The following is a 22,747-nucleotide window of genomic DNA, read 5'->3' as shown; positions in this document are numbered from 1 at the left end:
AAGCCGCTTGACTTTTCCCGGCAGCGCCCGCGTCGTAATCTTGCGGGTGAAAACGGCTTGATTCCTTTGCGTGAGGGTTTTCGCTTGCACTACAATCCGGTTTCCGAACGATCAGTCAGCCCAGCGATCTTGCCTGCGCGCGTGGTAATTGCGCCCAACGCATCGCTGAGCCCTGAGCAGGCGGTTTGGTTCATGGTGTCGATCTCGGTGGTCGGGCTCGGTATCGCGCTGGTGTTGGCACTGATGGGCTTCTGGCCGGTGCTGCCCATCGCGGGTCTGGAGCTCACGGCGTTGGGGGTTGCGCTCTGGCTCAGCCTGCGCGGCAACGCCTACCGCGAGGTGGTGGATGTGGATGACGGGTTTGTCATCGTCGAGGTGGGTCGAGTGGGCGAGGATGCACGCAGCACGCATCGTTGGCCGCGAATCTGGACAAGAATTGAGTTGCGGTGTGGTGCCAATCGTTTGGCCCCGACCGAGTTATGGCTGGCTTACGGCGCGCAGCGTTTGCAACTTGCGCGCTGCCTGACGGACGAAGAGCGTGAATGTTTGGCTGACCGGCTTAAACGCCTGATCAAGGCGCCGGCGGTGTTACCCGAGCTTTCAAGCGCTCGGACCGGATGACGATTGGAGAGTGAAATGCTGAAGCGTTTGAAGGCGGCTGTATGGGGTTCGGCGGTGGTGGGTTTGTTGAGCACCTCAGTGGCGTCGGCGTATCTTGAAACCAGCAACGGCTGGGACCTCCCGACCGGCGCGACTGATATTGGCGCCGAGGTGTATCAGCTGCACTTCTGGATGTTCTGGATCTGTGCCGTCATCGGCGTCTTCGTCTTTGGCGCCATGATCTGGTCGATCATTCGCCACCGGAAGTCGGTGGGCCACAAAGCGGCGAGCTTTCACCATTCCACCGCCGTCGAGATTGTCTGGACCTCGCTGCCGTTCGCGATCCTGATCGCCATCGCCATCCCTGCGGCGGGCACCCTGATTAAGATGGAAGACACCCGCGACGCCGACATCACCATCAAGGTGACCGGTTACCAGTGGATGTGGCAGTACGAATACTTGGGTGAAGACGTCAGCTTCTTCTCGCGCCTGAGCGAACAGTCCAATGCCGCGCGGCAGCTCAAGTCCGGCGTCGACGTCAACCAGGTCGAAAACTACCTGCTCGACGTTGACCGTCCGCTGGTGATTCCGGTGGGCAAGAAGGTGCGCTTCCTCATCACCTCCAACGACGTCATTCACGCCTGGTGGGTGTCGGACCTCACGGTCAAGAAGGACGCGATTCCCGGTTACATCAACGAGGCCTGGACCAACGTCAACACGCCCGGTACGTATCGCGGCGTTTGTGCCGAATTGTGCGGCCGTGACCACGGCTTCATGCCCATCGTCGTCGAGGCCGTCGAGCAGGACGAGTACGACGCGTGGCTCGCCGAGCAGCAGGGCGAGTCGCCCGCGGCCGACGTGGCCGGCATTGGCGAGACGGTTACCGTTGACGATGCCGCGACCACTGAAGTCGCCGCTGCCGAGAGCGAAACGGCCGCCGCCAGCGACGCGCCAACGGACGCTGCGCCGACCGAAGACGCCGGTTCTGAAGAAATGGATCGCGAGGCGTTGATGAGCGCCGGCGAGACGGTCTACAACCGCAACTGCGCTGCCTGTCACCAGGCTGCCGGCACCGGGTTGCCGCCCAACTTCCCGACCCTGGTCGGCAGTGCGCTGGTGACTGGCGATGCCGAGCCGCAGCTCACTCAGCTGCTCAAGGGCAAAGGCATGATGCCGCCGTTCGCCAATCTGTCGGATGCCGATCTGGCTGCCGTGGCGACCTTTACCCGCAACAGCTGGGGCAACGATGGCGGTGTGGTCCAGCCGGCCGATGTTGCCGCGCTGCGTTAATTGATTCGAACCCTCATCTTTCAGACGCACCCGAGTTCAGGAGCAACCGATGGCCCACGCACACGCTGATCACCACGACGATCACGCCCACCACGGCCCCGACAAGGGGATCATGCGCTGGATCAAGACGACCAACCACAAGGACCTGGGAACGCTGTATCTGTTCTTCGCGTTCACGATGTTCTTCATCGGTGGTTTGATGTCGCTGGTCATCCGCGCCGAACTGTTCCAGCCCGGTTTGCAGTTCGTGCATCCGGAATTCTTCAACCAGATGACGACGATGCACGCGCTGGTGATGATTTTCGGCGGCGTCATGCCCGGCTTCGTCGGCCTGGCCAACTGGATGGTGCCGATGCAGGTGGGCTGCTCGGATCTGGCCCTGCCGCGCATCAACAACTGGGGTTTCTGGCTGCTGCCCGCCGCATTCACCCTGTTGCTGTCGACCCTGTTCCTGCCGGGCGGTGCGCCCGCCGGGGGCTGGACCATGTATCCGCCGCTGGTCCTTCAGACCGGTGACGCGTTCCCGTTCCTGATCTTCGCCGTTCACTTGATGGGGATTTCGTCGATCACCGGCGCCATCAACATCGTGGTGACCATTCTCAACATGCGTGCCCCCGGCATGACCCTGTTGAAAATGCCGCTGTTCGTGTGGACCTGGCTGATCACCGCCTACCTGCTGATCGCGGTCATGCCAGTGCTGGCCGGTGCGGTGACCATGCTGCTGACCGACAAGTATTTCGACACCAGCTTCTTCACCGCCTCGGGCGGCGGTGATCCGGTGATGTTCCAGCACATCTTCTGGTTCTTCGGGCACCCCGAGGTCTACATCATGATTTTGCCGGCCTTCGGCATCGTCAGCACCATCATCCCGACCTTTGCCCGCAAACGACTGTTCGGCTACGACTCGATGGTGTACGCCACCGCGTCGATCGCCTTCCTCAGCTTCATCGTCTGGGCGCACCACATGTTCACCGTCGGCATGCCGTTGGCCGCCGAGCTGTTCTTCATGTTCGCGACCATGCTGATCGCGGTGCCCACCGGGGTGAAGGTGTTCAACTGGGTCGCCACAATGTGGCGCGGCTCGATGACCTTCGAGACGCCGATGCTGTTTGCGCTGGCCTTCGTGTTCCTGTTCACCATCGGCGGCTTTTCGGGTCTGATGCTGGCGCTGACGCCGGTGGACTTCCTCTATCACGACACCTACTTCGTGGTGGCGCACTTCCACTACGTGCTGGTGCCGGGCGCCGTGTTCTCGATCATCGCCGCGGTGTACTACTGGATTCCGAAGTGGACCGGTCGCATGTACAACGAGACGCTGGGCAAGCTGCACTTCTGGCTGTCGGCGATCTTCATCAACGTGACCTTCTTCCCGCAGCACTTCGCCGGCCTGGCAGGTATGCAGCGCCGCGTGCCGGACTACGCGGTGCAGTTCCTCGACTTCAACGTGTGGTCGTCGGTGGGCGCGTTCGTGTTCTTCTTCGCGCAGTTCATCTTCGTCTACAACATGTTGGCTTCGTGCTACGGCTGGGCCGGGCGCAAGCGCGATCTGACCGACCGTGTCTGGGAAGGCGCGACCGGTCTGGAGTGGACCGTGCCGTCGCCTGCGCCGTATCACACCTTTGAAGACCAGCCGTTGGTCGGTGATGACGGCGAGCCGGTGAAATCCGCCAAGGTCGCGAGCGCGCATTGAGCAAGTCGCCTGACAAATTGACCGAGCAGCAGCTTGCCGCCCGTTCGCGTCGCAACTGGATTTTGTTCGGCGTGCATGTGGTGCTGGCCATCGTGATTTTCATGGGTTTCTACATGAACGTGACACGCGGCGGATGAAGACGCAGCGCCGCTATCGTCACGCGATGCGCCTCGGTGTGGTCGTGGTGGCCATGTTCGGGTTTGGCTATGCGTTGGTGCCGCTGTACAACGCGCTGTGTGATGCCCTGGGCATCAACGGGCGCATGCCGCTGGTCGCTGCAGAGACATTGGACGCGGTCGAACCCGACCTGAGCCGCACGGTAAAGGTCGAGTTCGTGACCACGGTAAACGGCTCGGCGCCATGGGATTTTGAGGCGCAGCAGGCGTCGATTGACGTGCATCCCGGTGAGCTGCACACGGTGGTCTTCAATGTCACCAACCATGGTGATACCGCCGTGGGACAGGCGGTGCCGAACATCGCACCCTGGAATGCGGCACGGCATCTGCGCAAGACCGAATGTTTCTGCTTCAACAATCAGCCGCTGCCCAGCGGTGAAGTCCAGCAGATGCCGATGCGCTTCATGATTGACCCGGCGCTGCCGGCCGACGTCAACACCGTCACGCTGTCGTACACCTTTTTTGATGTGCCCCAGGTGGCCTCGGCTCGCTGAGCGAGCGCCAGCGCTACCGGGTTTGATCACTGCACTGCATCACAACGTAGATCGAGGGATTCAACATGGCCACTGCAGCCGCACCCAACAAAGACCGTTATTTTGTCCCCGCGCCAAGTGCGTGGCCCTTCCTGATGACCATGGCCCTGGCGATCATGGTCGTGGGGCTGTCGAACTTCCTCGAATCCAAGAGCTTTGGCACCATCCCGGCGCTGGCAGGCTTGGCGATGGTGTTTTACGTCTCGTTTGCGTGGTTCGCCAACGTGATCTCCGAGAGCGAGCGCGGCGAGTACGGCAAGCAGGTCGACATGACCTACCGCTGGAGCATGGGCTGGTTCATCTTCTCCGAGGTGATGTTTTTTGCCGCTTTCTTCGGCGCCTTGTTTTACGCGCGCGGGCTGTCGCTGCCGTGGTTGTCGGGTGCCGGTGAGAAGATCGAAACCAACCTGCAGATCTGGCAGGGCTTCGAGGCGGTTTGGCCCAGCAACGGTCCGGCTGCGCTGGGGGGTGACTTCCAGACCATCCCGGCCTTTGACGTCCCGCTGATCAACACCCTGCTGTTGCTCTCTTCCGGCGTGACGCTGACCCTGGCGCACCACGCGCTGAAAGAAAATCATCGTGGCATCTGCATCCTGTGGATGTGGGCAACGGTCTCACTGGGGGTCGTCTTCCTCGGCTTTCAGGGTTACGAGTACATCCACGCCTACCGTGACCTCAACCTGACACTGGGCTCGGGTATCTACGGCTCGACATTTTTCATGCTGACCGGCTTTCACGGCATGCACGTGATTCTGGGCACGCTGATGCTGTTTGTGATCACGCTGCGGCTGATGAAAGGCCACTTCAAGCCCGAAGCCCATTTCGGCTACGAGGCTGTGGCGTGGTACTGGCACTTTGTCGACGTGGTGTGGCTCGGCCTGTTCGTGGTGGTGTACTGGCTCTGATGGTGTGGTTCGCCCACAAAAAAGGCCCGAATCCCGGGCCTTTTTTGTGGTCTTACGCCGGGCACCTCAAGGCTGCGGACCATGGGGCACCAACCAGCCCGCCGTGTAGGCCACCAGGACGAAAATGATCAGCGTCACCGACAGCGCCACACGCAGTTTCAGCAGGCTCAGCGTGCGTTTACGTTGTGAGTCATCTTTGACCAGAAAGAAGGCACTACTGAACAAGCTGGCGACGATGCCCAGCAGCAATAACGCAATGATGAGTTTGACGATCACCCTCAGCCCCGGCCGGTTTGGAGCGCCCATCATAGGGCCCGGCAGGCGTGTTCGCGCTGCATCAGGCAGCATTGACGGGTTGGTCCTGGCATGAACACCCGACGCGGTTTTCGGCCGCCCCTCTGGACGTGGCTTGCTTACCTGCCACTGATGGCGCTGCTGCTGACCCTGGGCGGCTGGCAGTTGAGTCGCGGACTCACAAAAGTTGAGCTCAACGAGGACGCCGAACGGCCGCAGGCCATGCAGGATTGGTCCGCAACACTGGCGCCGCAGATCACGCCGCCGCTGACGGTCCAGTTGCGTGGCCGGTACCGACCCGAACCCCTGTTGCTGCTCGACAATCAAAGCCACGCGCGCAAGCCGGGGGTGCATGTGTGGGCGGTGTTCGAGCCCGCGTCCGGACCGCTGGTGATCGTCAACCAAGGCTGGTTGCCCTGGCACGGCGGGCGCGACGCCTTGCCCGGCGTGCCGCCGGTTTCCGATGCGCGAGAACTCGAAGGGTTGTGGCGGCCACTGCCGCGCGCCGGTATCGCCCTGGCGCAGGCGCCGTGCGCCCCGGTGACCCGGTCACCCGCCCTGGTGCTTTACCCGACGGCCGAGACCCTGGCCTGTCTGCTGGAAGAGCCGGTTGCAGACGGCATGTTGTTGTTGGCGCCCGACGCGCGACATCCGGGCGTTCGCCAGTGGTCGCTGACGGCCGCAGTGCCGGCCACCCGACATTTCGGTTACGCCGCGCAGTGGTTCATGTTTTCTGCAGTGCTGACTTTTTTCTTTGTGTGGCTGAATGTGAGGACAAGGGCATGACGCAATCTCGGTTCAATGGGCGGTTGCAACTGGTGCTGGTGGGATTGCTGTTCTCGGCACCGCTGGTGATGGCGATGGTGCTGTTTTTCGTGGCCCCGGAATGGCGTCCGGACGGCCGCACCAACTACGGTGAGCTGATCCATCCGGCGCAGCCGTTGCCTGAGCCGCAATGGCGCAACGGTGACGGCGAAACGGTGGGGCTGGCAGCGATTCGCGGGCACTGGACCTGGGTGATGCCGGTCAATGACGCCTGTGACGGGCCCTGCGAAACCGCGCTCTACGACCTGCGACAGACCCGCATGCTGCTCAACGAGAAGCGCCTGCGCTTGCGGCGCATATTGCTGGTCGACAATGCCGATCAACTGGCGGCGATGACGGCGCAACTGGGCGAAACGCACCCTGACCTGGAGATTTACGCGCCGACCGACGCCGATGCGGCGGCAGCGGCATTTCCCGAGGCCGAGCCCGGCACGGTGTTCGTGGTCGACCCGCTGGGCAATCTGATGATGCGCTATGCACCGCAGCCCGATCTGCGCAAGGTCCTCAAGGACATCAAGCGCCTGATGCGGGTTTCGCAGGTCGGATGATGACCTCATTGCCACCGGGCGCTTGCCGTAAAATGCGCGCCCTCAAATGTGGGTGAGCTGAGATGAACTGGTTCTATCGCGTGTCGGTCGCCGCCACGGTCCTGTGTCTGGTGGTGGTGGTGCTCGGCGCCTACGTGCGGTTGTCGGACGCCGGTCTGGGCTGTCCGGACTGGCCCGGCTGCTACGGCCACATCACCATTCCCAAGTCTGAAGAGCACGTTGCGCGCGCCGAGGCCCTGTTCCCCGAGCGCCCGGTTGAGGCGCGCAAGGCATGGCTGGAAATGATTCACCGTTACGCCGCCTCGGTGCTCGGCCTGTTCATTGTCGCGGGCGCCGTCATGAGCCTGCGCCACCGTGGCAGCTCCATGCCGACGGTATTGCCGTGGGTGTTGCTGGTGGCCGTGCTGATTCAGGGAACCCTGGGCATGTGGACCGTGACCTGGCTGCTCAAGCCGGCGGTGGTCACCGCGCACCTGCTGGGCGGCATGACCATTTTGTCGTTGCTGTTCCTGCAAACCGTCTCCACGCGTCGCGCCCTGCGCAGTGCCTCGCCCGGCGTCAAGCCGCCGCCCCATGTCACCCCGGGTCTGCGGCGCTTTGGACTGATCGCTCTGGTGGTGCTGTCGCTGCAGATTTTCCTCGGCGGCTGGACATCAACCAATTACGCCGCGCTGGGCTGCCCGGATTTCCCGACCTGTAACGGCGCGTACTGGCCGCCGGAGACCGACTTCCGCAGCGGCTTCAAGCTCTGGCACGGCATCGGCGAAGACTACGAAGGGGGACGCCTCAGCCAGGACGCCCGTGCGACCATCCATTATGTTCATCGCCTGGGTGCCATCGTCACCACACTGGTGCTTGGTTTTCTGGCCCTTCGCCTGTGGCGCAAGGCCCGCCTGCCGGTTCACGCGGGCGCGGTCAGTGCCGCGCTGGTGCTGCAGGTGCTGATTGGCATCAGCATCGTCGAGTTGCAACTGCCGCTGGGGTTGGCCACCGGCCATAACCTCGGCGCGGCGCTGCTGTTGCTGGCGGTGGTGGCGGCCAACCATCGACTCTGGCGCAGCGCGTGAACGACGTCATGCCCGAACCCACCGACACGTCGCGTCTCAACGAGTACTACGAGCTCTGCAAGCCGCGGGTGGTGATGCTGATCGTGTTCACGGCGGTGGTCGGCATGTTCCTCGCCGTGCCTGGGCTGCCACCGTTGGCGGCGCTGCTGTGGGGCACCATCGGGATTGGCCTGCAGGCGTCATCTGCGGCGGCCATCAACCAGATCATCGACCGCGGCATCGATGCGCGCATGGCCCGTACTTGTGGGCGGCCGCTGGTCACCGGTCGTCTTGGCATGACCGAGTCCATCGCCTTCGCCACCGTGCTCGGGCTTGCCGGGTTCGTGTTGCTCTGGTTTGCGGTCAACCCGCTGACCGCCGTACTGACGCAGTTCGCGCTGATTGGTTATGCGGGGGTTTACACCCTGTTCCTGAAGCGTGCCACGCCGCAGAACATCGTCATTGGCGGTGCTGCCGGGGCCGCGCCACCGGTGCTCGGTTGGGCCGCGGTGACCGGCACGGTTGACCCGCACGCGTTGATCCTGTTCTTGATCATCTTTGTCTGGACGCCGCCGCATTTCTGGGCGCTGGCCATCGAGCGTTACAAGGAATACGCCGCGGCCGATGTGCCGATGCTGCCGGTGACCCACGGCATTGAATACACCCGCACGCAAGTGCTGCTCTACACCGTGCTGCTGTTTGTCACCAGCCTGCTGCCGTTCGTGTTCGGCATGAGTGGCGTGGTGTACCTGGTGGGTGCGGCGCTGCTCAGCGGTCGTTTCCTGCAGTACGCGATTCGCCTGAAGTATCGATCGGTCCCGGGCTTGCCGATGAAAACCTTCCGGTTCTCCATCGTGTATCTGATGGGCATCTTCGCGCTGCTGCTGGTTGACCATTACCTGCCGTACGATGCAATTGCAGCGCTGATGACGTAGGGCATCGCTGGCGAGCATAAAAAAGGCAGCGATCAACGCTGCCTTTTTGCACCCCGAGCCTGTGGCTCAGGCGGCCACTTCAATCGCCTTGCGCAGCTTCTTCATCGCAGCAGACTCGATTTGGCGGATGCGTTCGGCCGACACGCCGTACTCATCGCCCAGCACCTGCAGGCCGGCCTTGTCGCCGTCGTCGGCCAGCCAGCGACGGGTGAGGATGTCGCGCGAACGGTCGTCGAGTTGCACCAGTGCCTTGTGCATGCGTTGTTCCTGCTCGTCCTGCCATTCGGCTTCTTCGATGTCGCTGTAATCGTCGCGCAGGTCGGCAATGAACGCTTCGGGCTCGTAGACGTCATCCCCGTCGCTGGGCGCGGCGCTGAAGGAGACGTCGTGACCGCCGAGCCGGCCTTCCATTTGCAGCACGTCTTCGGGGCGCACGTTCAGGTCGTGGGCAATGGCCTCGACCTCTTCACGGTTCATCCAGCCAATGCGCCGTTTTGACGAACGCAGATTGAAGAACAGCTTGCGCTGCGCCTTGGTGGTGGCGATTTTGACGATGCGCCAGTTTTTGAGGATGAACTCGTGAATCTCGGCCTTGATCCAGTGCACGGCAAAGCTGATCAGGCGCACGCCCACATCGGGATCGAAGCGTTTGACCGCTTTCATCAGCCCGACATTGCCTTCCTGAATCAGGTCGGCCAGCGGCAGGCCGTAGCCCTTGTAGCCGCGCGCGATGTGGACCACGAAGCGCAGATTGGACAGCACCAGCGTCTTGGCGGCTTCGAGGTCCTGGTGGTGGTGCAGGCGCTCGGCAATTTCGCGCTCGTCGTCCGGGCTGAGCACGGCAATGCGCGACACCGACGCGATGTACGCCTCGATACTGCCGGTCTGCGGAACCGGAAACTGCGCGTTGGCAAGGGCTAAAGCGGTCATGTCGTCGTTACTCCCAGAACCATGGGACAGATTTTAGCAATCGCGAGCTTGGAGTGCTAATCCGCTGAAAGGTTCGGCGCCACCGGCAGTCACCCGCCGGGGCCCGAGAAGCGCGGTTCGACCCCCGCCAGATGGCGTCGCACGGTCCACAGCGCGCCGGCGGTGCCGAGCATCAAGCCGCCGGCCAGCACGCCCAGGCTGGCATCCCAGCCGAGCCCAGCCAGGGCGTAATCGCTGCCATAAAGGCTGGCGAAATAGGCGGCCGGGCCGGTCAGCGCCAACACCAGCGCCTGAACCAGCGTCCACGCCAGCACGCCGCCCATCAGCCCCAGCAGAACGCCGGTGTACAGAAACGGCCGCTGGATGAAGCGCTCTGACGCGCCGATGAGCTTCATGACGATGATCTCGTCGCGACGGCGTTCGATTTCCAGCCGCAGCGTGTTGCCGATGATGATGATCACCGCGATGCCGATGCCCAGCGCCACCAGACTGATCGCGCGGTTCACCAGCCGCAACAGCGCGTGCAGTCTTTCCAGCCATTGCTGGTCGAGCTTGGCGAAGGCGACCTCGGGACGCGCCTCATTGCGCTGCAGCAGGGCAGTCAGTGCCTCGCGGGGCAGGTCGGCGGCGGGCGTCATGACGATCAGCGCCGGCAGCGGGTTCTCGTCGAGCAGGTCCAGCGCATTGCCGAAGCCGGAGTGGGTGCGGAACTCCGCCAGCGCCGCCTCGCGCGAGATGTAGCGGGTGTCGCGCACGTCGGTGTCTTTTTCGAGCGCGTTGGCCAGCGCTTCGCCGGCGGCGACGCTGACCGAGTCTTCGAGGTAAAGCGACAGTTGCACCGTGCCCTGCCAGGCGCTGCTCACCTCGCCGGCATTGCGGACCAGCACGTGCAGCGCGGCCGGCAGCGCCAGCGTCAACCCAACCACGGCGGCGGTGAGCACGGTGCCCAGCGGTGCGGCGCGAAAGTGCCTCAAGGTTTGCGCGATGGCCTGGCGATGCCCGCGCAGCCAGCGCCGCAGCGTGCCGGGCGGTCGGGGTGCCGGCTGGGCGCGCTTAGCGTTGGCCATGGCGCAAGGCCTCACCGGATTGACGGACGCTGAGGTGGCCGCCCTCGAGGTGAAACACCCGAAAGCCGTCGATCTGTTCGATCAACTCTTCGGCGTGGGTGGCGATCAGCAGGGTTACGCCGGCGCGGTTGTAGCGTTGGAACAGTTCCATCACGCCCATGGCGGTGTCGTGATCAAGGTTGCCGGTGGGCTCGTCGGCCAGAATCAGCAGCGGCTTGGTGACCACGGCACGGGCAATGCCCACCCGTTGCTGTTCGCCGCCCGACAGGCGAATCGGCATCACCGAGGCCTTGTTGAGCAGACCCACCGAGTCCAGTGCGGCGCGCACGCGGCGGGCGATGTCGGCGTCAGAATAGCCTTGAATACGCAGCGGCAGCGCGACGTTGTCGAACACGCTGCGGTCGTAAAGCAGGTTGAACTGCTGAAAGATCAGCCCCAGGTGCTGGCGGTAATCGGGCACGTGGCGCGCTGCCAGGGCGGCGACGTTCTGGCCGTTGACGCGCACCTGCCCGCGGTTGGCGATTTCGAGCCGCGCGATGAGCTTGAGCAGCGTCGATTTGCCCGCACCGGAGGCCCCGGTCAGAAAGGCCATTTCGCCCATCTGCAGGCTCAGACTGGCGTCGGTGAGCACATCGTGGCCACCGGGATAACGATGGGTGACGCGCTCAAACTCGACCAGCGCGTGGCTCACGTCACGGCCTCGGGCGTGTTAAGCAGCGCATCGACGTACTGTGCCGCGTCGAACGGCCGCAGGTCATCGATGCCCTCGCCGATGCCCACATAGCGGATCGGCAGCGCCAGCCGTTTGGCGATGGCGAGCACGATGCCGCCCTTGGCCGTGCCGTCGAGCTTGGTGATCACCAGCCCGGTCAGTCCCACCGCTTCGTGAAACTGAACGGCCTGCACCAGCGCGTTGCCGCCGGTGGTGCCGTCGACCACCAGCAGCACTTCGTGCGGCGCATAGGGGTCGTGCTTCTGCAGCATGCGCTTGATCTTGCGCAGCTCATCCATCAGGTGTCCCTGGGTGTGCAGGCGCCCGGCGGTGTCGGCAATCACCACGTCGAGTTGCCGGCTGCGCGCCGCCTGCACCGCGTCGAAGATCACGCTGGCGCTGTCGGCCCCTTCGCCCTGCGCCGAAATCGGCGTGCCGGTGCGCTCGGCCCAGGTGGTCAACTGCTGCACGGCGGCGGCGCGAAAGGTGTCACCCGCGGCGAGCATCACCTTGCGCCCCTGCGATTTGTAGCGGTGTGCCAGCTTGCCGATGGTGGTGGTCTTGCCCGCACCGTTGACGCCGACCACAAAGACGATGAAGGGCTTGATGAACGTGGGAATGTCCAGCGGCACCGACACCGGCTGCAGGATGTCCATCAGCGCCTTGCGCAGCGCCTCGCGCAGTTGCGTCTCGTTGCGGATGCGGCCGTGGTGAATCTCGGATTCGAGCTTGCCCATCAGCGCGCCGGTGGCCTCGACGCCGGCGTCGGCCATCAGCAGGCGCTCTTCCAGCACCTCCAGCGCGTCGTCACCGAGGGTGTCGCCGCTGAACAGCGTGCCCAGATCGCGGGTCAGGAAGGAGTCGCCTTGATTGAGCTTGGCGCGGACTTTGGAAAACCAGGTGTCGGTCATGGCGAAGGTTCGCCCACGGCGGGCGTTGAAAGCAGATGAATGCCGTAATCGGGACGGTATCGGGGATTGGCGAAAGCAAAGGCCCGGCCGGGGCTGTAGGCCGCGACCGCCAGCGGATAGTGCATCAGTCCACCGTAAACCGCGCGTGATTCCTGCAGCACCAGCGAGCCGATCCACACCGGCTGGCCGTCGCTGCGCTTGGCGCCCGAGGCCCACAACCGCAGCAGCAGTTGCTGATTGAGGTCCCCGCTCACCGGGCGGCGCAGGCGCAGCAGCTCGCGCTCGCCGGCGTGGATCTGCGGCAGCACCGGCAATTCACCGACATCTTCGGGATTGCTCAGCCAGCGCAGCACGTCAGAGCTCGCGGCCGACGGTGGCGGCGACCAGCCGTCGGCCCGCAGTTGCGCCTCGATGTCGGCCAGCGCACCTGACCATTGCAGGTTGAACGGCTGGCGCGGCCGCCCGGCAATGTCCTGGCGCAGCGTCGGGAAGGCCTGATAGCCGGTGGTTTCCCACTGCGTCAGCGTGACGCGCGGCGGCGTCAGCGCCTGCTCGGTGCGGCGCTGCAGGTCGGCCGCCCACTGCAGGCTGGTGGCCGCAACCAGGGTGATGGCGGCCACCAGCAGGGTTTCGCCGCGCAGGATGCGCACCGGCCGGTGACGGCGCAGGCCCAGCCCCAGCAGCGCCGCCCAGATCAGCGCAATGCCCAGGTCGATCAGCGCATGGCTCCACCACTGCGCCCCCACGTAAAGGCGCGCGGCGATGATCAGCACGATGATGATGCCCGCCCAGCCGTAGTCGAAGCCCCGCTGTTGCAGCGGTTGTCGGGTGGTCAGCACCACCGGCAGGAAGGCGTAAATGATGATCGCCAGCACCAGGTCGCGTTCGGAGTAGCCGGGCGGCGCCGGCAAGTCGAAGTAGACGAACGGTGCCGGCAGCGTCGGGATCAGCGTCATGCCCAGCGACAGCGCCCAGCCGAACCCCACGGCCGCCACCCAGTGCGCCGCCGCGCGCATCTTTTTCTGCACCACCAGGCTCACCAGCACGGCCGTCGCCACCGGCACATACACCGGCCACTCGCCCAAATGCAGAAACAGACTCGCCACCGACAGGCCGTAGGCCGAGTGCAACTCACGCAGGCCCTGAAACACCGTGGCGTCGGTGGGCCAGGGATATTCGTGCAGCGCCGGCGAGCCGACTAGATACAGCGCCAGGCCGCCGACCGCGCCCAGCACCACGGCCATCAGCATCAGCACCGGCGTCTCGGGCTGCTGCGGGTCGGCCAGCTTGGCGCCGAACAGGCCAAGTCGCCGGTAGCGCCGCGACGCGTCGAGCAGCCAGCCGGCCCAGCGCTCGGCGTACACCGAGGCGCTGAGCAGCCCCAGCCGGGTCAGTACCACGGTGCCCCAGCTCAGCAGGGCAATGCAGACCAGCATCAGCGCCAGACGCCCGGCGACCTCGGCGGCAAGTCCCAGGGAGGCGCCGAACACCACGCCCGGCAGAATGAAGGCAATGGCCCAGCCCAGGGCGGCCACCGTGTCGGCGGCCAGAAACAGCCCCCAGCGCATGCCCGAGGCGCCGGCCACCGTGGGCAGAATCGCGCGCAACGGGCCGAGGAAACGCGCCAGAAAAATGCCCTTGCCGCCGTGTTGATCAAAGAAGGTCTGCGCGCGCTCGATGATCTTGCGACGGCGCTGCATCCACGGGTGATCGAACAGCGGACGACCAAAGCGGTGCCCAACCCAGAATGAGATCGAGTCGCCGCTGACACCGCCGGCAGCCGCGACCACGATGGTCGTCCACAGCGGCAGCACGTCGAGGGCCACCAGCGCGCCCACCGAGAACAGCACCAGGCCGGCGGGGACGAACACGCCGATCATGAACACGGCGTCGAGCAACGCGGCCAGATACAGCACCAGCAGGGCCCAGCCCGGGTGGGCCTCGGTCCACGCCAGAAAGCTCTGGACGAGTTCGGTCATTTCGCCTGCTGGAACGCCTCGCGTGCTGCCGTCAGTGTCTGTGCCAGCTCTGCGTCACCGTGGCGATGGCTGACAAAGCCGGCCTCGAACGCCGACGGCGCCAGATACACGCCGCGGTCCAGCATGGCGTGGAAGAAACGGCCAAAGCGGGCGCTGTCGCAGGCCATCACGTCGGCGTAGCCGTGAATCGGACCATCGCCGAAAAACAGGCCGAACATGCTGCCGAGCCGGGTGGTGGTGAAGGCGACACCCGCCTCGTCGGCGGCCGCTTGCAGGCCGTTGCAGAGGCGCTCGGTGAAGGCGGCCAGATCGTCATAGATGCGCGTATCGGCCAAGCGTTGCAGCGTCGCCAGACCCGCCGTCACCGCCATCGGATTGCCCGACAGCGTGCCGGCCTGGTAGACCGGACCCACCGGCGACAGGTGCTGCATCAGCGCGCGTGTGCCGCCGAACGCGCCCATGGGCAGACCGCCGCCGATGATCTTGCCCAGGGTCACCAGATCGGGCGTGACGCCGTAGACGCCTGATGCGCCTTGCGGGCCGACGCGAAAGCCGGTCATCACCTCGTCGAAAATCAGCACCGCCCCGGTGGCGGTGGCGCGGTCACGAAGGCCTTGCAGAAAGGCCGGCTGCGGCAGGATGCAATTCATGTTGCCGGCCACCGGCTCGATGATGATCGCCGCGAGCCGGTCGCCGTACTCGGCGAGCAGCGCATCGACGCTGTCAAGATCGTTGTAGGTCGCCGTGAGGGTGAAGCGCGCCAGTTCGGCGGGCACGCCCGGCGAGGTCGGCACACCGAAGGTCAGCAGGCCCGAGCCGGCCTTCACCAGCAGCGCGTCGCCGTGGCCGTGGTAGCAGCCCTCGAACTTGAGAATGTAATCCCGCCCGGTGGCGCCGCGCGCCAGCCGCAGGGCGCTCATCGTCGCTTCGGTGCCACTGGAGCACAGCCGCACCTGCGCCATGCCCGGCACCCGTTCGCAGAGCAGCTCGGCGAGCGTCACTTCGGCGGCAGTGGGCGCGCCGTAAGACATGCCGATGTCGAGCTGTGCGTGCAGTGCGTCGGTCACTTCGGCAGGCCGGTGGCCGAGAATCATCGGCCCCCACGAGCCGACGTAATCGACGTAGCGCTGGCCGTCGACGTCGGTGATCCATGCGCCATCGGCGCTGGCGATGAACCGCGGCACGCCGCCGACGCTGCGGAAGGCGCGCACCGGCGAATTGACGCCGCCGGGAATGGTGTTCTGGGCGCGTTCAAACAGCGCGGTGGACTGCGGAGGCTGCTGGGACGTCACGGCGAAATCCTCGTCACTGGCGGGTCAGCGACCTGATGCGGTGGGGGAACGGTGCAACGATGCCTCAATTGTACGGTTCCAGCCCCCGCATGTAGGCGCGCGCGGCCAGTTCAACGTCGTCGGCGCCAAACAGACCGTCGACCACCGCGATCAACCGCGCCCCGGTGGCCGCGACCGCCGGCAGCCGCGCCGGCGTGATGCCGCCAATAGCGCACACCGGCACCGCCAGCGACCGTGCCGCCTCGCGCAGCGTCTCGAGCCGGGCTGGCGGCGCGTCGGGCTTGGTGTTGGACGGATACAGGCGACCGAAGGCGACATAGCTTGCGCCCTTCTCAACGGCCCGCTGCGCGCGGGCCAGATCATCGCCGCAGGTCACGCCCAGCACCCGGTTGGCACCCAGTTGCGCGCGTGCGGCCGCAATGTCGCCATCGCCAGCACCCAGATGGACGCCGTCGGCATCAACCTTGAGTGCCAGTTGAAGGTCGTCGTTGACGATCAGCCCGGCGCCGCGCGCGTGGCAGCAGGTCACCAGCGCGGCGGCGCGGCGCAGGCGCTGTTCGGGGCGGGCGAGCTTGTCGCGGTATTGCACCCAGCGCGCGCCGCCGCGCAGCGCCGCGGTGACGGCGGCCAGCAGGCGCGCATCGTCCGCACAAATGTCCGCCGAGGTGATGGCGTACAGCCCGGCGAGCGGCGGTGTCATCGTCCGGGTATCCAACGCCCGCCGCCCAGCGGCCAGGCGCGTGACAGGGCGATGCGCGCAGCCGCCAATGCGGCGGGCACTGCGGCGCGTGGCGTGTCGCCCTGGGCCATGCGACCGGCCAGCGCTGCCGACAAGGTGCAGCCGGCGCCGCGAAAGCGCTGTGGCAGCCGCGCGTGAGGCGACTCAAAGTGGCCCTCGGCGTCGGCGAAGCCGTGCCAGACCGAGTCATCCATGGCATCCCCCCCGGTCACCAGCACGGCGTCGACGCCCCATTGCCGGCGCAGACGCGCGGCCATACCGTTGCGATCGGTCGGTACGTCAAGCAGCGCGCTGGCTTCGTCAAGGTTGGGGGTCAGCAGCGTGGCGACGCGCAGCAGCGGCGCCAGCGCATCGCGCGAGCTCAGTCCAGCACCGCCGCCGGCCCGCAGGATGGGATCGACCACCACCGGCACGCCCAGCGCCGTCACCTGCTCGGCAATCCAGGCGGCCTGCTCGGCAGTCGGCACCAGCCCGACCTTGACCACGTCGGGGCGAATGCCGTCGGCCTGCAGCGCGGCCCACTGGGCGGCGAGCGTGTCCAGGGCCACCGGCAGCACGGCGGCGACATTGTGCGTGTCCTGCACGGTCAGCGCCGTGACCAGGCTGGTGGCGTGAACGCCGAGGCCGTGCAGCACTTCGATTTCGGCGTGCAGGCCGGCGGCGCCGGTGGGGTCGATGCCGGAAATGCACAGCACCACGGGGCGGGCGACCGTCATGACGGGTTTCGGTTTGCAACGAGGGCTTGCAGCATACCCATCACCCTGCGCGTCAGCGACTTGTGCGCAGCGCGGGCAGACGGCGGTGGCGTCTGAGCCGAGTCTGAATGCCGCGCCGAAATTATTTTTCAAGGCATTGAAAAATATGAATAAATATTCGTGGTCAGAAAAGCGGCAAGTCGTAAAAAACCTTGCGGGCTTGGGCGCTTACTCAAAAATGTCACGCGCTATTCACATTGTTGTCCACAGGTGATGTGTGTAACTGAAAATAGTCATTCGGGCCGCCAAGTTAGCCGACATTGTGAATGTGATTTGAGATGTTTGACGGCGACTGTCGCGCCCGACGGGCCTTGACAGGCGCCGCGCCGGCTCAAAGCCCGTCGTCGACCGCATAGGCGATCACATGGTCCATCGCCAGGCGGATGCCGATGTCGCACCCGATGGGGTGATCGTGATGGCTGGGCACCAGCGCCTGCAGGTGTTCGCCGCTGGCCAACCGCAGGCGATACAGGAACACCGCGCCTCTGAAATAACGCGCCTCGACCCGGGCCTTGAGCGGGCTGTCGTCGTCGTGAAGGATGTCGTCGGGACGCAGCAGCACTTCGACCGGCCCGTCTGGCCCGGCGCTGGCCAACACCCCCAGCGGCAGCGTGATGCGCCCCTCGCGGCGCTGCGCACGCAGCAGCAGGCCTTCGCCGATGAAGTCCGCCACGTGACGGTTGGCCGGCCGGTGATACAGCGCGTAGCCGCGATCCCATTGCAGCAACGCGCCGTCGTGCATCACGCCGATGCGGTCGGCAAAAGCAAAGGCTTCCTGCTGCGCGTGGGTGACCATCAACGCGGTGGTGCCGAGTTCCTTGAGCAGGGTGCGCACCTCCAGTGCCAGCGATTCCCGCAGGGCGGTGTCGAGTGCCGAAAACGGCTCGTCGAGCAGCAGCAACCTCGGCTGCGCGGCCAGCGCCCGGGCCAGCGCCACGCGTTGCTGCTGGCCGCCGCTGAGCTGATGCGGATAAGCCTGCGCCCGGTCGCCCAGGCCCACGCGTTCCAGCCATTGGCGGGCCTGTTGGCGGCGCTGCGCGCGCGGCAGTCGGTGCAGGCCCAGCATGACGTTGTCGAGGCTGTTGAGGTGGCCGAGCAGTGCAAGATCCTGAAACACCATGCCGATGTCACGCCGCTCGGGCGCGACGCGATGCCCGGCCGACGACAGGGTGTGTCCGGCAACGACGATCTGTCCGTCGGTGATCGGTTCCAGCCCGGCGATGGCCCGCAGCAGACTGGTCTTGCCGCAGCCGGAGGGCCCCAGCAGACAGCCGATCTCGCCTGCGGCCAGGGTCAGCGACACCCCGTGCAGAATTGGCGTGCGGTCATAGCGCAGGCCCACAGCTTGAACGTCAAGTGACATCGGCAGCCTTGCGGTTGAACACGCGGGTCAGCAGCAGCACGGGTAGCAGGCCGACGGCGACGATGGCCAGCGACGGGGCCCCGGCCGCCGCCCACTGGCCTTCACGGGTGAACTCGAAGACCCGAACCGCCAAGGTCTCCCAGCCGAAGGGGCGCATCATCAGGGTGATCGGCATTTCCTTCATGACATCGACGAAGACCAGCAGTGCGGCGGTGAGCATCGCCAGGTTCAGCGGCGGCAGGTAAACCGTCTGCAGCCGCGCCAGGCGGCCGACGCCGAGCAGGCGCGCGGCGTCGTCCACGGACGGCGACAGGCGCATCAACTGAGCGTGCAACGGCGTGTGGGCCACGGCCATGAAGCGCACCGCGTAGGCCAGCAGCAACAGGCTGACCCCACCGTGCACCATCCACGCCAGACCAAACTGTTGATTGAGCCACTGAATGCCGCCGGCGTAGGGCACGAACAGCCCCAGCGCCAGCAGCGGACCGGGCAGGGCGTAGCCCAGCGTCGCCACGGTTTGCAGGGTGGCGAGGCGCCGGCCCGGCGTGGTGCGCGCCACGATGGCCAGCAGCACGGCGGCGGTGACCGTCAGGCCCGCCGCCATCGCGGCCAGCGCCAGCGAGCGGCCGGCCAGCGGCAGCAGTTGCGGGATCGGCACCGCCGCCGACAGAGCCCAGTGACCGAGTTGCAGCACCGGCAGTCCGAAGCCTAGCAGCAACACGCCGCCGCACAGGCCGGTCGCCGCCCAGCGCCAGCGCCCCAGTGACAGCGGCGCCTGCGCGCCTTGTGCGCTGACGAAGCGCGCCCTGCGGCGGCTGAGACGTTCGGCCATCACCAGCAGCGCGACCAGCACCAGCATCACCAGCGCCAGTTGCAGCGCCACGTCGATCGAGAACAGCGCGAACCACGCGCGGTAGATCGCCGTGGTGAACGTGGTCACGCCAAAGGCGCTGGCGGTGCCGAAGTCGGCAAGGGTTTCCATCAAGGCCAGCAGCGCGCCCCCCAGTATCCATGGCCGCGCCTGCGGCAGCAGCACCCGCCAGAACGCCTGCCACGGCGCGAAACCCATCAAGCGCGCCGCCTCAAGCGTGCGTGCGCCCTGGCTGGCAAAGGCGCCGCGGGCGACGAGGTAGACATACGGATACAGCGTCAGCGTCAAGGTCAACACCAGCCCGGCGACACTGCGAATCGGCGGCATGCTGAGCCCGGCCGCACGCAGCAGCGTCGCCAGCGGCCCGGCAAAGTCGAGCTGGCCGATGACCACGGTGGCGAGCACATAGCCCGGCATGGCCATCGGCAGCAGCAGGGCGACGGCGAACACGCGCCGTCCGGGGAACTCGGTCAGCGCCACCAGCGCGGCAAGGGCGGTGCCGAGCACCGTCACGCCCAGGCCGACGCCGAGCATGATCAGCGCCGTGTTGCCCAGCACCTCGGGCAGCCAGTAGGTCAGCAGGTGCGTCCACACGGTCGGCTCGAAGCGCGCCAGGCTCGCGAGCAGCGTGACGATGACCGCGAACACCGGCGCCGCAATCAGCAGCGCCAGTGCAATCTTGACGGCGCCCGAGCGGTTGCCGGGGCGCCGCGTCACGGCGATCTCAGCGGTAGCCGACACGGTCCATGAGCTTCACCGCGTCAACCTGGCGGCGCCCGGCTTCCGAGACGTTGATCAGGTCTTGCCGGAAATCGCCCCAAGCGGCCACCTGCGGGTCCATCGGCACGTCGGGGTTGGCGGGATACTCCTGATTCACGCTGGCGAACAGCGCCTGCGCTTCGTCGGCGCTGAGCCATTCGAGCAGGGCCTGTGCCGCCTCGGGGTGCGGGGCATGGCGGGTGATGCCGGCGCCCGACACGTTGACGTGCACGCCGCGCTCGCCGTCACCCTGGTTGGGGAAGAACAGCTTCAGCGGCAGGTCGGGGTTCTCGCTTTGCAGGCGGCCGAAGTAGTAAGTGTTGACGATGCCGACATCGCACTGCCCGGCGAGGATGGCTTCCATCACCTGCGTGTCATTGGCAAACGGCGTGGCGGCGAGGTTGTCGATCCAGCCGCGCAACGTCGCCTCGGTGGCCTCGCGGCCCTGCTGGGCCATCATCATCGCCACCAGTGACTGGTTGTAGACCTTCTGCGAGGTGCGCAGGCACAGGCGACCCTTCCAGGCGTCGTCGCCCAGCGCCTCGTAGGTGGACAACGTGTCGGCGTCGACGCGGTCACTGGCGTAGACCAAGGTGCGGGCGCGAACCGACAGCCCGAACCAGCGGTTGTCGGGGTCACGCAGGTGGGCCGGAATATGCTCGGCGAGCACGGTCGAGTCGGTCGCCTGCAACAGGTTGCGCTCGGCCGCCTGCCAGAGATTGCCGGCATCGACGGTGATCAGCAGGTCGGCGGGCGAGGCCTTGCCCTCGGCCTGCAGACGCTGCATCAACGCGCCTTCGCTGTCCGACAGCACCTTGATCTCGACCCCGGTTTCAGCGGTGTAGCGCGCGAATAGCGGCTCGATCAATTGCTGGGCGCGGGCCGAGTAGACCACCAGGGTGGGGGGTTCGGCGGCACTGACGAAGGTCGGCGCCAGGGCCAGCAGGGTGAGGCACAAGGTGCGGCGCGGGAACAGTCGCATGGCAATTCCAAATGAGAACGTGTCTCAAATAATAGCGCGCCCGCCGCGTGGGTGTGCCAAGGGGTCAGTGCGGTTTGAAAAACCCCGGCGCAAAGGCCGGGGTTGAGGGCGACAAGGGATGACCGACCGATGGGCCGCCCCTCGTCAGCGCATCGGCCCGCACAGGTCAGTCCCGTTTGGCCGAGATGACCAAGCCCTTGAGCAGGTTCAGGGCTTCATAAAGCGCGTAGTCGCGTTCGGCCAGCTTGTCAGCGTCGGCAAACGGGTCAACGTCGTCGCCATCGGCGTCTCCGTCTTCCGGCTCCGGCATCGATTCCTCGGCCTCGTCCTTGCGGTTGCCGTTGCGCAGACTGCCGCGCAATTCGATTTCGGTGATCGGCGTGAAGCCCAGGGTTTCGTCTTCTGCGACCCGCAGCGGCCGAATCGTGACGTCGGGTTCAATGCCATCGGCCTGGATGCTGCGGCCGTCCGGCGAGTAGTACAGCGCCGTGGTCAGTTTGATGGCCGAGGCGTTGTTGAGCGGCATGATGGTCTGCACCGAGCCCTTGCCGAAGCTCTTGGTGCCGACGATGACCGCACGGCGGCGGTCCTGCAGGGCCCCGGCGACAATCTCGGAGGCGCTGGCCGAGCCGGCGTTGATCATCACCACCAGGGGTTTGCCGTCCAGCGCATCGCCCTTGGTCGCGTTGAACTCGCGGCGGCTGCGCTCGTCGCGGCCCTGCATGCTGACCACCAGACCCTCGTCGAGAAACGCGTCCGAGACGTCGACTGCGGCGTCGAGCACGCCACCGGGGTTGTTGCGCAGGTCAAGAATCAGACCGTCGAGCTGCTCGTCGTCGGCTTCTTTGGTCAGCTTGGCGATTTCGTCAGACAGCGACTTGCCGGTTTCGGTGGTGAAGTTGCTGATGCGTACGTAGCCCATCGTCGGGGCCAGCAGTTCGCTGCGCACGCTGGTGACCTTGATGATCGCCCGCTCCAGCTCAACCGTGACGGGCTGCGGCGCAGTCTCGCGGGCAATTTCAAGGGTGATTTTCGTCCCGGGCTCGCCACGCATCAGCTTGACGGCATCCGACAGTTCAAGGCCTTTCACGGCCTGGTCGTCGATGCGCACGATCAGGTCGCCGGGCAGGATGCCGGCGCGGGCGGCCGGCGTGTCGTCGATGGGCGACACCACGCGGACGAAGCCGTTGTGCATCTGCACTTCGATGCCCAGGCCGCCAAACTTGCCACTGGTGGCGGCGCTCATGTCCTTGAACTCGTCGACGCTGAGGAACGACGAATGCGGGTCCAGGCCCGACAACATGCCGCGAATGGCGTTGTCGATCAGCGTCTTGTCGTCGATCTCTTCGACGTAGTCACTCTTCACCCGGTTGAGAATTTCGACGAAGGCCTGCAGGTCTTGCAGCGGCAGGCTTTCGGCCGTGTCGCGCTCGGCGAGCACGCTGTGGGTCAGCGACAGGCCGCCGCCAAGGGCGACCCCCACGATCAAGGCAATGGAGGTGCGGGAAAGCAGAGACATCGCTGATATCCGGTATGAAGAAAATA

General features: G+C 65.7%; 23 protein-coding genes. 10 read left to right on the top strand and 13 right to left on the bottom strand.

Going from position 1 to position 22,747, the window contains the following annotated elements:
* The first annotated feature begins 141 nt into the window (after positions 1-141).
* The 6 genes from U741_RS18760 to U741_RS0117375 all read left to right on the top strand — a co-directional run bounded on the left by U741_RS18760 (position 142) and on the right by U741_RS0117375 (position 5,194).
* Positions 142-621, top strand: coding sequence for a DUF2244 domain-containing protein (locus U741_RS18760; protein WP_152551669.1), 480 nt, complete (start codon positions 142-144; stop codon positions 619-621).
* Positions 622-636: 15 nt separating this feature from the next.
* Positions 637-1,890: a cytochrome c oxidase subunit II gene (coxB, locus tag U741_RS0117395; RefSeq protein WP_029891719.1), complete on the top strand. Its 1,254-nt coding sequence runs from the start codon at positions 637-639 to the stop codon at positions 1,888-1,890.
* Positions 1,891-1,939: 49 nt separating this feature from the next.
* Positions 1,940-3,580 (top strand): cytochrome c oxidase subunit I, encoded by a 1,641-nt coding sequence (ctaD, locus tag U741_RS0117390; RefSeq protein ID WP_052378943.1) that lies wholly within the window; start codon positions 1,940-1,942, stop codon positions 3,578-3,580.
* Positions 3,577-3,717 carry a hypothetical protein gene (locus tag U741_RS19460; RefSeq protein WP_161776273.1) on the top strand — a complete coding sequence of 47 codons (141 nt, stop codon included), beginning with the start codon at positions 3,577-3,579 and terminating at the stop codon, positions 3,715-3,717. Before ctaD ends, U741_RS19460 begins: the two co-directional genes overlap by 4 nt.
* Entirely contained in the window at positions 3,714-4,250 is a 537-nt protein-coding gene (locus U741_RS0117380) for a cytochrome c oxidase assembly protein (RefSeq protein WP_029891717.1), read from the top strand. Before U741_RS19460 ends, U741_RS0117380 begins: the two co-directional genes overlap by 4 nt.
* A gap of 65 nt (positions 4,251-4,315) precedes the next feature.
* On the top strand, positions 4,316-5,194 hold the full coding sequence (locus U741_RS0117375) for a cytochrome c oxidase subunit 3 (protein WP_029891716.1): 879 nt from the start codon (positions 4,316-4,318) through the stop codon (positions 5,192-5,194).
* Between the two features lie 66 nt (positions 5,195-5,260).
* Here the strand turns inward: U741_RS0117375 and U741_RS0117370 are convergent, their stop codons facing one another.
* Positions 5,261-5,470 (bottom strand): DUF2909 domain-containing protein, encoded by a 210-nt coding sequence (locus U741_RS0117370; RefSeq protein WP_029891715.1) that lies wholly within the window; start codon positions 5,468-5,470, stop codon positions 5,261-5,263.
* A gap of 90 nt (positions 5,471-5,560) precedes the next feature.
* Here U741_RS0117370 and U741_RS0117365 point away from each other — a divergent pair, with 90 nt between their 5' ends.
* From U741_RS0117365 to cyoE, 4 genes are all read left to right on the top strand, one after another.
* Positions 5,561-6,274: an SURF1 family protein gene (locus tag U741_RS0117365; RefSeq protein WP_029891714.1), complete on the top strand. Its 714-nt coding sequence runs from the start codon at positions 5,561-5,563 to the stop codon at positions 6,272-6,274.
* Positions 6,271-6,861, top strand: a complete 591-nt coding sequence (locus tag U741_RS0117360; protein WP_029891713.1) for a redox-active disulfide-containing membrane protein — start codon at positions 6,271-6,273, stop codon at positions 6,859-6,861. The genes U741_RS0117365 and U741_RS0117360 overlap by 4 nt, the downstream gene beginning before the upstream one ends.
* Before the next feature lie 62 nt (positions 6,862-6,923).
* Positions 6,924-7,928 carry a COX15/CtaA family protein gene (locus U741_RS0117355; protein ID WP_029891712.1) on the top strand — a complete coding sequence of 335 codons (1,005 nt, stop codon included), beginning with the start codon at positions 6,924-6,926 and terminating at the stop codon, positions 7,926-7,928.
* Positions 7,929-7,936: 8 nt separating this feature from the next.
* Positions 7,937-8,842 carry a heme o synthase gene (cyoE, locus tag U741_RS0117350; protein ID WP_029891711.1) on the top strand — a complete coding sequence of 302 codons (906 nt, stop codon included), beginning with the start codon at positions 7,937-7,939 and terminating at the stop codon, positions 8,840-8,842.
* Between the two features lie 66 nt (positions 8,843-8,908).
* Here the strand turns inward: cyoE and rpoH are convergent, their stop codons facing one another.
* The 12 genes from rpoH to U741_RS0117290 all read right to left on the bottom strand — a co-directional run bounded on the left by rpoH (position 8,909) and on the right by U741_RS0117290 (position 22,721).
* Positions 8,909-9,772, bottom strand: coding sequence for an RNA polymerase sigma factor RpoH (rpoH, locus tag U741_RS0117345; RefSeq protein ID WP_029891710.1), 864 nt, complete (start codon positions 9,770-9,772; stop codon positions 8,909-8,911).
* Positions 9,773-9,861: 89 nt separating this feature from the next.
* Positions 9,862-10,839 carry a permease-like cell division protein FtsX gene (ftsX, locus tag U741_RS0117340; RefSeq protein WP_029891709.1) on the bottom strand — a complete coding sequence of 326 codons (978 nt, stop codon included), beginning with the start codon at positions 10,837-10,839 and terminating at the stop codon, positions 9,862-9,864.
* Positions 10,826-11,530, bottom strand: a complete 705-nt coding sequence (gene ftsE / locus U741_RS0117335; RefSeq protein WP_043110324.1) for a cell division ATP-binding protein FtsE — start codon at positions 11,528-11,530, stop codon at positions 10,826-10,828. Before ftsE ends, ftsX begins: the two co-directional genes overlap by 14 nt.
* A complete protein-coding gene (ftsY, locus tag U741_RS0117330; protein ID WP_043110323.1) occupies positions 11,527-12,462 on the bottom strand; it encodes a signal recognition particle-docking protein FtsY in 936 nt (311 codons plus the stop codon). The genes ftsE and ftsY overlap by 4 nt, the downstream gene beginning before the upstream one ends.
* The gene (locus U741_RS19870) at positions 12,459-14,441 is read right to left on the bottom strand and encodes a VTT domain-containing protein (protein ID WP_029891706.1); all 1,983 of its coding nucleotides are present in this window, start codon (positions 14,439-14,441) and stop codon (positions 12,459-12,461) included. Before U741_RS19870 ends, ftsY begins: the two co-directional genes overlap by 4 nt.
* Positions 14,438-15,733, bottom strand: coding sequence for a glutamate-1-semialdehyde 2,1-aminomutase (gene hemL, locus U741_RS0117320; protein WP_029891705.1), 1,296 nt, complete (start codon positions 15,731-15,733; stop codon positions 14,438-14,440). The genes U741_RS19870 and hemL overlap by 4 nt, the downstream gene beginning before the upstream one ends.
* Positions 15,734-15,797: 64 nt before the next feature.
* Entirely contained in the window at positions 15,798-16,433 is a 636-nt protein-coding gene (gene thiE / locus U741_RS0117315) for a thiamine phosphate synthase (RefSeq protein WP_029891704.1), read from the bottom strand.
* Positions 16,430-17,188, bottom strand: a complete 759-nt coding sequence (thiD, locus tag U741_RS0117310) for a bifunctional hydroxymethylpyrimidine kinase/phosphomethylpyrimidine kinase (protein ID WP_029891703.1) — start codon at positions 17,186-17,188, stop codon at positions 16,430-16,432. The genes thiE and thiD overlap by 4 nt, the downstream gene beginning before the upstream one ends.
* A gap of 370 nt (positions 17,189-17,558) precedes the next feature.
* Positions 17,559-18,590, bottom strand: coding sequence for an ABC transporter ATP-binding protein (locus tag U741_RS0117305; protein ID WP_029891702.1), 1,032 nt, complete (start codon positions 18,588-18,590; stop codon positions 17,559-17,561).
* Positions 18,580-20,202 carry an ABC transporter permease gene (locus tag U741_RS0117300; RefSeq protein ID WP_200872759.1) on the bottom strand — a complete coding sequence of 541 codons (1,623 nt, stop codon included), beginning with the start codon at positions 20,200-20,202 and terminating at the stop codon, positions 18,580-18,582. The genes U741_RS0117305 and U741_RS0117300 overlap by 11 nt, the downstream gene beginning before the upstream one ends.
* Entirely contained in the window at positions 20,186-21,202 is a 1,017-nt protein-coding gene (locus tag U741_RS0117295; protein ID WP_052378942.1) for an extracellular solute-binding protein, read from the bottom strand. The genes U741_RS0117300 and U741_RS0117295 overlap by 17 nt, the downstream gene beginning before the upstream one ends.
* A 166-nt stretch (positions 21,203-21,368) precedes the next feature.
* Entirely contained in the window at positions 21,369-22,721 is a 1,353-nt protein-coding gene (locus U741_RS0117290; protein WP_029891699.1) for a S41 family peptidase, read from the bottom strand.
* Between the last annotated feature and the right edge of the window lie 26 nt (positions 22,722-22,747).

The organism is Polycyclovorans algicola TG408, from assembly GCF_000711245.1.
GTDB lineage: Bacteria > Pseudomonadota > Gammaproteobacteria > Nevskiales > Nevskiaceae > Polycyclovorans > Polycyclovorans algicola.
This window is presented reverse-complemented; position numbering and strand designations above follow the sequence as displayed.

Excerpts from the sequence above, each read along its gene's own strand:
- coxB (WP_029891719.1), top strand. The coding sequence starts at position 637 with ATGCTGAAGCGTTTGAAGGCGGCTGTATGGGGTTCGGCGGTGGTGGGT.
- ctaD (WP_052378943.1), top strand. The coding sequence starts at position 1,940 with ATGGCCCACGCACACGCTGATCACCACGACGATCACGCCCACCACGGC.
- U741_RS0117380 (WP_029891717.1), top strand. The coding sequence starts at position 3,714 with ATGAAGACGCAGCGCCGCTATCGTCACGCGATGCGCCTCGGTGTGGTC.
- U741_RS0117375 (WP_029891716.1), top strand. The coding sequence starts at position 4,316 with ATGGCCACTGCAGCCGCACCCAACAAAGACCGTTATTTTGTCCCCGCG.
- U741_RS0117365 (WP_029891714.1), top strand. The coding sequence starts at position 5,561 with ATGAACACCCGACGCGGTTTTCGGCCGCCCCTCTGGACGTGGCTTGCT.
- U741_RS0117360 (WP_029891713.1), top strand. The coding sequence starts at position 6,271 with ATGACGCAATCTCGGTTCAATGGGCGGTTGCAACTGGTGCTGGTGGGA.
- U741_RS0117355 (WP_029891712.1), top strand. The coding sequence starts at position 6,924 with ATGAACTGGTTCTATCGCGTGTCGGTCGCCGCCACGGTCCTGTGTCTG.
- cyoE (WP_029891711.1), top strand. The coding sequence starts at position 7,937 with ATGCCCGAACCCACCGACACGTCGCGTCTCAACGAGTACTACGAGCTC.
- rpoH (WP_029891710.1), bottom strand. The coding sequence starts at position 9,772 with ATGACCGCTTTAGCCCTTGCCAACGCGCAGTTTCCGGTTCCGCAGACC.
- ftsX (WP_029891709.1), bottom strand. The coding sequence starts at position 10,839 with ATGGCCAACGCTAAGCGCGCCCAGCCGGCACCCCGACCGCCCGGCACG.
- ftsY (WP_043110323.1), bottom strand. The coding sequence starts at position 12,462 with ATGACCGACACCTGGTTTTCCAAAGTCCGCGCCAAGCTCAATCAAGGC.
- U741_RS19870 (WP_029891706.1), bottom strand. The coding sequence starts at position 14,441 with ATGACCGAACTCGTCCAGAGCTTTCTGGCGTGGACCGAGGCCCACCCG.
- thiE (WP_029891704.1), bottom strand. The coding sequence starts at position 16,433 with ATGACACCGCCGCTCGCCGGGCTGTACGCCATCACCTCGGCGGACATT.
- thiD (WP_029891703.1), bottom strand. The coding sequence starts at position 17,188 with ATGACGGTCGCCCGCCCCGTGGTGCTGTGCATTTCCGGCATCGACCCC.
- U741_RS0117305 (WP_029891702.1), bottom strand. The coding sequence starts at position 18,590 with ATGTCACTTGACGTTCAAGCTGTGGGCCTGCGCTATGACCGCACGCCA.
- U741_RS0117295 (WP_052378942.1), bottom strand. The coding sequence starts at position 21,202 with ATGCGACTGTTCCCGCGCCGCACCTTGTGCCTCACCCTGCTGGCCCTG.
- U741_RS0117290 (WP_029891699.1), bottom strand. The coding sequence starts at position 22,721 with ATGTCTCTGCTTTCCCGCACCTCCATTGCCTTGATCGTGGGGGTCGCC.